Source organism: Pseudomonas sp. 05L36, from assembly GCF_056398125.1.
Genome location: NZ_JBFTOU010000064.1, coordinates 1 through 7444 on the forward strand (window position 1 = coordinate 1; position 7444 = coordinate 7444).

General features: G+C 61.8%; 8 protein-coding genes. 4 read left to right on the top strand and 4 right to left on the bottom strand.

Annotated elements, in window-relative coordinates; all coding sequences use genetic code 11:
- The first annotated feature begins 477 nt into the window (after window positions 1-477).
- Window positions 478-1245 carry a metallophosphoesterase gene (locus AC1DKH_RS30110; protein WP_477800200.1) on the top strand — a complete coding sequence of 256 codons (768 nt, stop codon included), beginning with the start codon at window positions 478-480 and terminating at the stop codon, window positions 1243-1245.
- A gap of 68 nt (window positions 1246-1313) precedes the next feature.
- Here AC1DKH_RS30110 and AC1DKH_RS30115 read toward each other — a convergent pair whose 3' ends face one another.
- Complete coding sequence (locus tag AC1DKH_RS30115) at window positions 1314-2333, bottom strand: GlxA family transcriptional regulator (protein ID WP_477800201.1); 1020 nt, start codon at window positions 2331-2333, stop codon at window positions 1314-1316.
- Between the two features lie 123 nt (window positions 2334-2456).
- Between AC1DKH_RS30115 and AC1DKH_RS30120 the strand changes: the two genes are divergently transcribed.
- The 3 genes from AC1DKH_RS30120 to ahr all read left to right on the top strand — a co-directional run bounded on the left by AC1DKH_RS30120 (window position 2457) and on the right by ahr (window position 5182).
- Window positions 2457-3098, top strand: coding sequence for an HD domain-containing protein (locus AC1DKH_RS30120; RefSeq protein ID WP_477800202.1), 642 nt, complete (start codon window positions 2457-2459; stop codon window positions 3096-3098).
- 35 nt (window positions 3099-3133) lie between these two features.
- Window positions 3134-4015, top strand: a complete 882-nt coding sequence (locus AC1DKH_RS30125) for an NmrA family NAD(P)-binding protein (RefSeq protein WP_477756375.1) — start codon at window positions 3134-3136, stop codon at window positions 4013-4015.
- Window positions 4016-4150: 135 nt separating this feature from the next.
- The gene (ahr, locus tag AC1DKH_RS30130; RefSeq protein ID WP_477800203.1) at window positions 4151-5182 is read left to right on the top strand and encodes an NADPH-dependent aldehyde reductase Ahr; all 1032 of its coding nucleotides are present in this window, start codon (window positions 4151-4153) and stop codon (window positions 5180-5182) included.
- 53 nt (window positions 5183-5235) lie between these two features.
- On the opposite strand, the gene AC1DKH_RS30135 is transcribed toward ahr, so the two are convergent.
- The 3 genes from AC1DKH_RS30135 to AC1DKH_RS30145 all read right to left on the bottom strand — a co-directional run.
- Window positions 5236-6786, bottom strand: a complete 1551-nt coding sequence (locus tag AC1DKH_RS30135) for an ArnT family glycosyltransferase (protein ID WP_477800204.1) — start codon at window positions 6784-6786, stop codon at window positions 5236-5238.
- Between the two features lie 2 nt (window positions 6787-6788).
- A complete protein-coding gene (locus AC1DKH_RS30140) occupies window positions 6789-7067 on the bottom strand; it encodes a lipid-A-disaccharide synthase N-terminal domain-containing protein (RefSeq protein WP_223456783.1) in 279 nt (92 codons plus the stop codon).
- Window positions 7064-7444 (bottom strand): glycosyltransferase family protein (locus AC1DKH_RS30145; protein WP_477799944.1); only part of this gene is annotated, 381 nt, incomplete at its 5' end. The genes AC1DKH_RS30145 and AC1DKH_RS30140, both read right to left, overlap by 4 nt.

Genomic DNA, 7444 nt, shown 5'->3' on the forward strand with positions numbered 1-7444 from the left:
GTCCAGGCTCTCGGGGAGCAGGGTCCTTTGACCTCGGTGTTCACCTTGAATGAAGCGTTTCATGGGCAGCCCTTGCGATGAAATCCGGGGCAATCATAGCAAGGGTTGGCTTTGGCGTTTTGACACACTCTGGGCCATGGATGGCCGATSGCGGCGGGCCCACGGAGCAGGACCGGAGCGAGGGCATGCCGAGCCTAGGCGAGGCACCGAACGTAAGGGGCAAGAGCCCTTGGTTACTTGGGGCCGGGCGGCGTTCCGCTCTTCCAAGTGACCCGCCGTAAGGGCGGAACCAATAGTCGCCGTTACCGCAAAAACGGATATGTACACCCGCAAAACCACATCACCCAACACAAAGCCATCGCGAGCAGGCTCGCTCCCACAGTGGATTTCCGGCGTGGCATAAAGCCGGCTTGTGGCAACGGGTCGACAACGGGTAATTTGGACGACCTGCCCCTCAAGACACGCCGGAGTTGATCCATGCGCATCGCCTTGCTGTCCGACATGCACCTGTCCGTCAACGCGATCCCCTTTCCCACCGTGGATGCCGACATTGTCGTACTCGCCGGGGACATCGCCCGGCCGGCCAAGGCCATCGAGTGGGCCAGCGCGTGCCCGGTTCCGCTGCTGTACGTGGCGGGCAATCACGAGTTCTATGGCAGTGACCTGGTCTCCACCTACGAACAGTTGAACAGCCTGGCGCAAGGTACGCAGATCCACATTCTGGAACGTTCGGAATACGTCCACGACGGCGTGCGTTTTCTCGGCTGCACCTTGTGGTCTGACTATCGCCTGCTCGACAGCCCGGAGGATCGGGCGCTGGGCATCGACCTGGCGACCCAACTGATCCGTGACTTCAGCCACATCAGGATCGCCCCCGACTTTCCAGACCTGTTCACCCCGGCCATTTCCCAACTGGTGTTTCTGCAGACCGTCGTCTGGCTGGAAGACTGCTTCACCCGCGACAGCAGCACGCCCACGGTGGTGGTCTCGCATTTCGCCCCGACCCGGTCGAGCATCAGCCCGACCTTTGCCGGCTCGCCGATCAACTCAAGTTTTGTCTCGGACCTCGAAGCGCGGATCAAAGACTGGCAGCCGGCACTGTGGCTGCATGGCCACACCCATGGCAGCTTCGATTATCGGGTGGGCAACACCCGCGTGGTGTGCAACCCCCGGGGCTATGCCAAAAATGGCATCAATGAAAATCCTGATTTCGATGAGGCCTTGGTGATCGATCTGGAGTTCTGAGGTAACGCTCAGATCAACAGTTCCAGCGCATCGAACCGTTCGACATTCTCCGAAAGCCTCGGGCGCCCCTACCCCACGTCCGGCGCGAAACGTTGCGCGTACTCCCTGGGACTCACGCCAAGGCGCCGGACGAAAACCTTCCTCAGTACGTCAACGCTGTGATAACCGCATCGGCGTGCGACCTCCTCCATCGAGCGCCCACCCAGTTCGAGCTCCCGGCACGCGGCTTCCAGCCGAACGTCTTCCACGTACCTGGCCGGGGTGGTCTGCAACTCGCGCTGAAAGATCCGGATCAAGGTTCGGACACTGGTAGCAAAGCGGTCTGCGAGGATTTCCACGGTCAGCTGTGAACTCAGGTGCTCACTGATCCAGTGGCACAGTTCATCCAGATTAGAACCGGGGACCTGCTGCGATTGCAGGGCGACACTGAACTGCGCCTGCCCACCGGGACGGCGCAGGAACAGCACCAGGTTTTTCGCGATGTCCAGCGCAACGTCATCCCCCAGGTCTTCGCTGACCAGCGCCAAGGCAAGGTCGATGCCCGCCGAGATGCCGGCCGAGGTATAGACGTTGTCGTCCTTGATCCAGATCGGATTCGGATCGACCTGCACCTTGGGATATCGCTCGGCAAGATCACGTGCCATGCGCCAGTGAGTCGTCGCCCGGCGCCCGTCCAGCAGCCCTGCGTCTGCCAGGGCGAACGCGCCGACACAGATCGAGCACACCCGTCGTACGCTTTCGGACCTCGTGCGAATCCATTCTATGGCCGCCCCGTCCAGCTGATCGATTGCCTGCCAGCCTGTCGCCACGATCAGCGTGTCGATGGCCTTGTCGGCACGCCGCTCGTGCTCGAGGGTCGTGTGCGCCATGAGCCCGATGCCAGTGCTGCTGGCCATTTGCGGGTCGACGCCCGCGCAGACCAGTTCAAGCACGTAGGGCGCGAAGGCTCCGTCGTGCAGAGTGTTCGCCAGGGAAAACACCTCGGCCGGGCCGATGACGTCGAGCCCGTCGACGGGTGGCAACCCCAGAATCACCACGCGTTTTGGTGTGTGGCTCTTCAATGAATGGCCAGGTTTCGTCTTGTTCATCACGGCGGGCTCCTGCACGTTCGAGGTGCCAATATTGGCACAAATAATCCGAAAATAGTCAATTGCGCCACACGGCGAATCCCTAGAGTGAATGGCAAGTCAACGTCATTCCCGGGAGGCACCATGAATACACCCATCAACATCGGCGGCTTCAGCGCTCCAGACTCCGAGCTAGCCCGCAAAGCCGCATCGCTCGTGGAACGCGTCCATTCCAGGGCGCTTTTGCATCATGTGCACCGGACATGGTGGTTTGCCGAATTCCTTGGCCAGCGCCGGGGCTTGCGGTACGACCGGGAAGCGGTCTACCTCGCGGCACTGCTGCACGATCTGGGGCTGACGCCCGAGTTTGCCGCCGACCAGCGCTTTGAAGTCGATGGCGCCGATGCCGCCAGTCGTTTTCTGCGGGCAAACGGGTATCCGCAGGCGAAAGCTGAACAGGTCTGGGATGCAATTGCCCTGCACTCCAGCGCCGGCATCGCCGACCGCAAACAGCCGGAAATCGCCCTGATCTATCTGGGCGCCCATGTCGATGTCATGGGCCTGCACCTGGATGAAATCACCCCTTCGCTGGTCGACGACACGCTCGCGCTTTACCCCCGCATCGGCATGAAAGCAGCCTTTACCCAGGCCGTTGCCGAAGTGGCCAGGAACAAACCCCATACGGCCATTGGTACCGGGCTCGCCGATGTCGGGCGCCGCCATGTCCATGGCTTCGACTGTCCGAATGTCTGCGACCTGATCGACAACGCACCCTTCGACAGCTGATCCACTTCCCGTTTATTACAGTGAGAGAACCCATCATGCAGCCACACAAATACCTCATCACCGGAGCAACCGGTAAAACCGGCGTCTACACCGTCCGTCATCTGCTCAATGAAGGTCATGCAGTGCGGGCCTTCGTGCATCAACTGGACGAACGCAGCGCCGCCTTGCAGAACGAGGGCGCCGAAATCTTTGTCGGCGACCTGCTGGAACATGACGATATCTTGCGCGCCATGGATGGCGTGACCGGCGCGTACCTGTGCTACCCGGTTCGCCCCGGCTACATTCAGGCAACCGCCTATTTTGCCGATGCCGCACGGCGCGCAGGCGTCGAGGTGGTGGTGGAAATGTCGCAGATTTCCGCGCGGGAAGACTCTCTGAGCCATGCCGCCCGCGACCACTGGATTGCCGAGCGCGTACTCGACTGGTCGGGCGTGCCAGTGGTGCACATTCGCCCGACGTTCTTTTCCGAATGGCTGATTTTTCCGTGGGTGCTGGATCAGATCGTCAAGGAAAACAGGATAACGCTGCCGTACGGTAGCGGGCGGCACGCACCGATTGCCGCCGAAGATCAGGCCCGTGTGATCGCCAGGCTCCTGACCCAGCCGTCCGGCCATATCGGCAAGACCTACCCGTTGTGCGGTCCCGTCGAACTGAGCCATCAGCAAATTGCCGAGGAAATCAGCGCCATCGTCGGCCGCACCATCACCTACAGTCCGTCGACGCTGGAGGAGTATCGCCAGCACCTGCAGACCTACGATCTGCCGGAATTTGTCATCCAGCACTTCCTGGCGGTGGCGGTCGATTACCAGAACGGGATTTTTTCCGGAGTGGACGGCGTGATCGGGCAAGTAACCGGTCAAGCACCGCAGACGGTGGCTGACTTCGTACGGGCCAATCGCCAATTGTTCGAACAGTGACCGCGGGTGTATGCATCGGGTGTTCAAGTATCAACGCTCGCGCCCGATGCAACGCCGGCAACCCGCTACACTTTCCTCGCTCCGCCGCTGCACCCGAGCGGCCAAGATCCCCGACGTCTGATCTGGAGGTATCCCATGAACGACAGCAGCGAACTCACCACCTTTACCGGCTGGGCCGCCACGGCAGCGGGCGCGCCACTGGAACCCTTTAGCTACGATCCCGGCCCGCTGGGAAGCGATGAGGTGGAAGTCGCCGTGGAATATTGCGGCGTCTGCCACTCCGACCAGTCGCTGATCGACAACGACTGGGGCATCAGCAGCTACCCGTTTATTCCCGGTCACGAGGTGGTCGGCCGTATCGTGCGGCTGGGCGACCAGGTTCGCGGCCTGGAAATGAGCCAACGAGTGGGCATCGGTTGGTACAAGGGCAGCTGCATGCATTGCACGTCGTGCATCGAAGGCTCCCATAACCTGTGCCGCACCGTGCAACCGACCATCATCGGCAGCAACGGTGGCTTTGCCGACCGCATTCGCTCGCACTGGGCCTGGGCCTTGCCGATCCCGGCCGGGCTCGACCCGGCGATGGCCGGGCCGTTGTTCTGTGCCGGTTCGACCGTGTTCAACCCGCTGGTGGAATTCGGTATCAAGCCCACTGACCGGGTCGGTGTGGTGGGCATCGGCGGCCTCGGTCACCTGGCGCTGCGCTTCCTCAACGCCTGGGGCTGCGAAGTCACCGCCTTCACCTCATCGCTGAGCAAACAGGACGAAGCCAGGCGCCTGGGCGCGCACAAGGTGGTCGCCTCGACCGACACGGATGCGCTCAATGCCATTGCCGGCACCCTGGATTTTCTCCTGGTCACCGCCAACGCCAACCTCGACTGGACGGCCATGCTCGCCACCCTGCGCGGCAAGGGCCGCCTGCACTTTGTCGGTATCGTGCCCGACGCCATACCGGTGCACGTGTTCAACCTGATTCCCCAGCAAAAAGTCTTGTCCGCCTCACCGGTCGGCTCACCGGCCAACACCGCGATGATGCTGGAGTTCTGCGCCCGTCATCAGATCCTGCCGCAGGTCGAGATGTTCCCCATGAGCCGGATCAACGAAGCCATCGATCATTTGCGCAGCGGCAAGGCGCGCTACCGCGTGGTGCTGGATGCCCGTCAGTGACAGGCGACGAACGAAGAAAAGGGCCGCTTATTCAAGCGGCCCTTTTTTTGCCCTCAGGGATTGGCCACCTGCGCCGGCAGCGCGGGCATGTGCGGGTCATTCCAGGTGAACCGATAGGCTTTGCTGGCCTCTTGCGGGAGGCATTTGCCGTTGTCGGCATCCGCCCCCACGATCGACCAGTTCGCCCGGGAGTTTTCGCCCAGTTCACGGGCCGCTTCAGGTTTGAAGCACTGGTTCAGTACGTCATCCGGTACCAGAGCGTAGGCCTTGGGGTGTTCGCGCAGATACTGCGCAGCCTTCTCGATGGAGGAGTAATCCATGCCGAAATGCACGATCGGCTGACGGGCGAACAACCAGTGCCCCTCCTCCCAGTTGACCAGCACCAGATCGGCGCCCTGGGTCATGGATGCCGCCTGGGTCATGAGCACCTGATCAATGTTGGCGCCTTCCTTGAGCGGTTCGATGAAACCACGGGCGAACCACAGTACGAACCAGGTCGCGACCAGTGCCGGGAACACCCGACGCAAACGCGGGTGCCGTTTGAACCAGCGCTTGAGCAGCCACGGGATCAACGGTGCGGCGACCAGCACCAGCCCAGGCAGCGCCGGGTAGATGTACAGCTTGCGCTTGCCAGTGCTGATGCAGAAAAACAGCACCACCAGCACCACCCAACCGAGCAATACCAGGACCCGGCCGTCACGTTTTTGCAACTGCCGGCGCCAGGCGGGGACCAGCCATGGCAGCACTAGCACCAGCGGTAGCCAGTACTGCGGAATCACGTTGGTGAAGAAGTACCAGAACGGTTCGCGGTGATGCCACGCGGCGGCATAACGGCCCGCGGTCTGGTGCAGGAGGATCTCCCGCGCATAGGCAATTTCGTCAGCGCTGCCATTGACGATGATGGACAAGGCCAACGGCAACAGCCAGATCGCGATCGCTGCCAGCATCACCACCAACCCCAGCAACCACTTGCGCGCCTCGCCGGGCATGGCCACCACACCGGGCCAGTCTTTGCGCACCGCATAGGCGTACGGAATCAGCAACAGCGCCGGCAGGAAACCCACGCCCTTGGTGATCACGCCAATGCCCATGGCCGCGCAGCCCGCGTAAAACCAGCGCCACGCAGGGCCGATCAACAGGTGTCGCGCCAGACCGTAGAGGCCCAGGGAGGTGAACAGAATCAACAAACTGTCGATCTGGCCGGTGCGCAGGATGCTGTAGGTCTGGTATGTCGCCAGGTACAACAGCGCGGCGTTGCGCCCGGTACGCTGGGTCCACAAGCGACGACCCAGGTCATAGACCATCGCCGTGACCGTCACCGCTGAAAACAGCCCCGGGATATAAAGGGCGATGTTCGGCTTGCCGGTCAGCCAGGTGAAGAACGCCACCGTCCACATGAAAATCGGCGGCTTGTCGCCATAGATTTCGGCGGCCCGGTGCGGGATCAGCCACGAGCCGTTTTGCAGCATCTCCAGTGCGACGCCGAGGAAACGCTCTTCGTCCACATTCTGTGCCTGGCGCAACCCCAGTCCCGCGCCGATCAACAGCAGGGCAAGCAGCATCAGGCCCAGGCATTCGACCCTGGGCGACAACGATCTACGCATGGTTATTCCTTCACGCTTCTGCTTTTGGCAATCAATTGCAGGTTGCGAAAATAGACGATGGAGCCAAACGCCTGACCGGCGATGAACACCGGATCCTGGCGATAAATGGCGTAGGCAAGCAACAAGGTGCTGCCGACGATGCTCAGGTACCAGAAGTTGGTCGGGATCACGCTGCGTTTCTTGTACTCGCTGTACAGCCACTGCAGGACAAACCGCCCGGTAAAGGCAACCTGCCCCGCAAAGCCGACGATCAGCCACAGGGTTTCACGAGACAACATCATCCTTCGATCTCCTGGGCAATGGTGTTCAGCCGCGTGCGTTTGATCAGCCACCAGACGCCGAACAAATCGAGAATGCCGACCAGCGCGCGGTCGATGTTGCCGTATTTCGACACCCCGGCCGTGCGCGGCCGGTGGTTGACCGGGTGCACGATCATGCGGCCGTTATGGCGCTGGATCAGTGCCGGAATATAGCGATGCATGTGGTCGAAGTACGGCAGGCGCAAGAACGCCGCGCGCTCGATCAGCTTCAGGCCGCAACCGGTGTCCGGGGTGGCGTCCTTGAGCAGGCGGCGGCGCAGGTTGTTGGCGAAACGCGAGGCGTAGCGCTTGCTCGCCGTATCACGGCGATTGACCCGATGCCCGGCGACCAGTTGCAC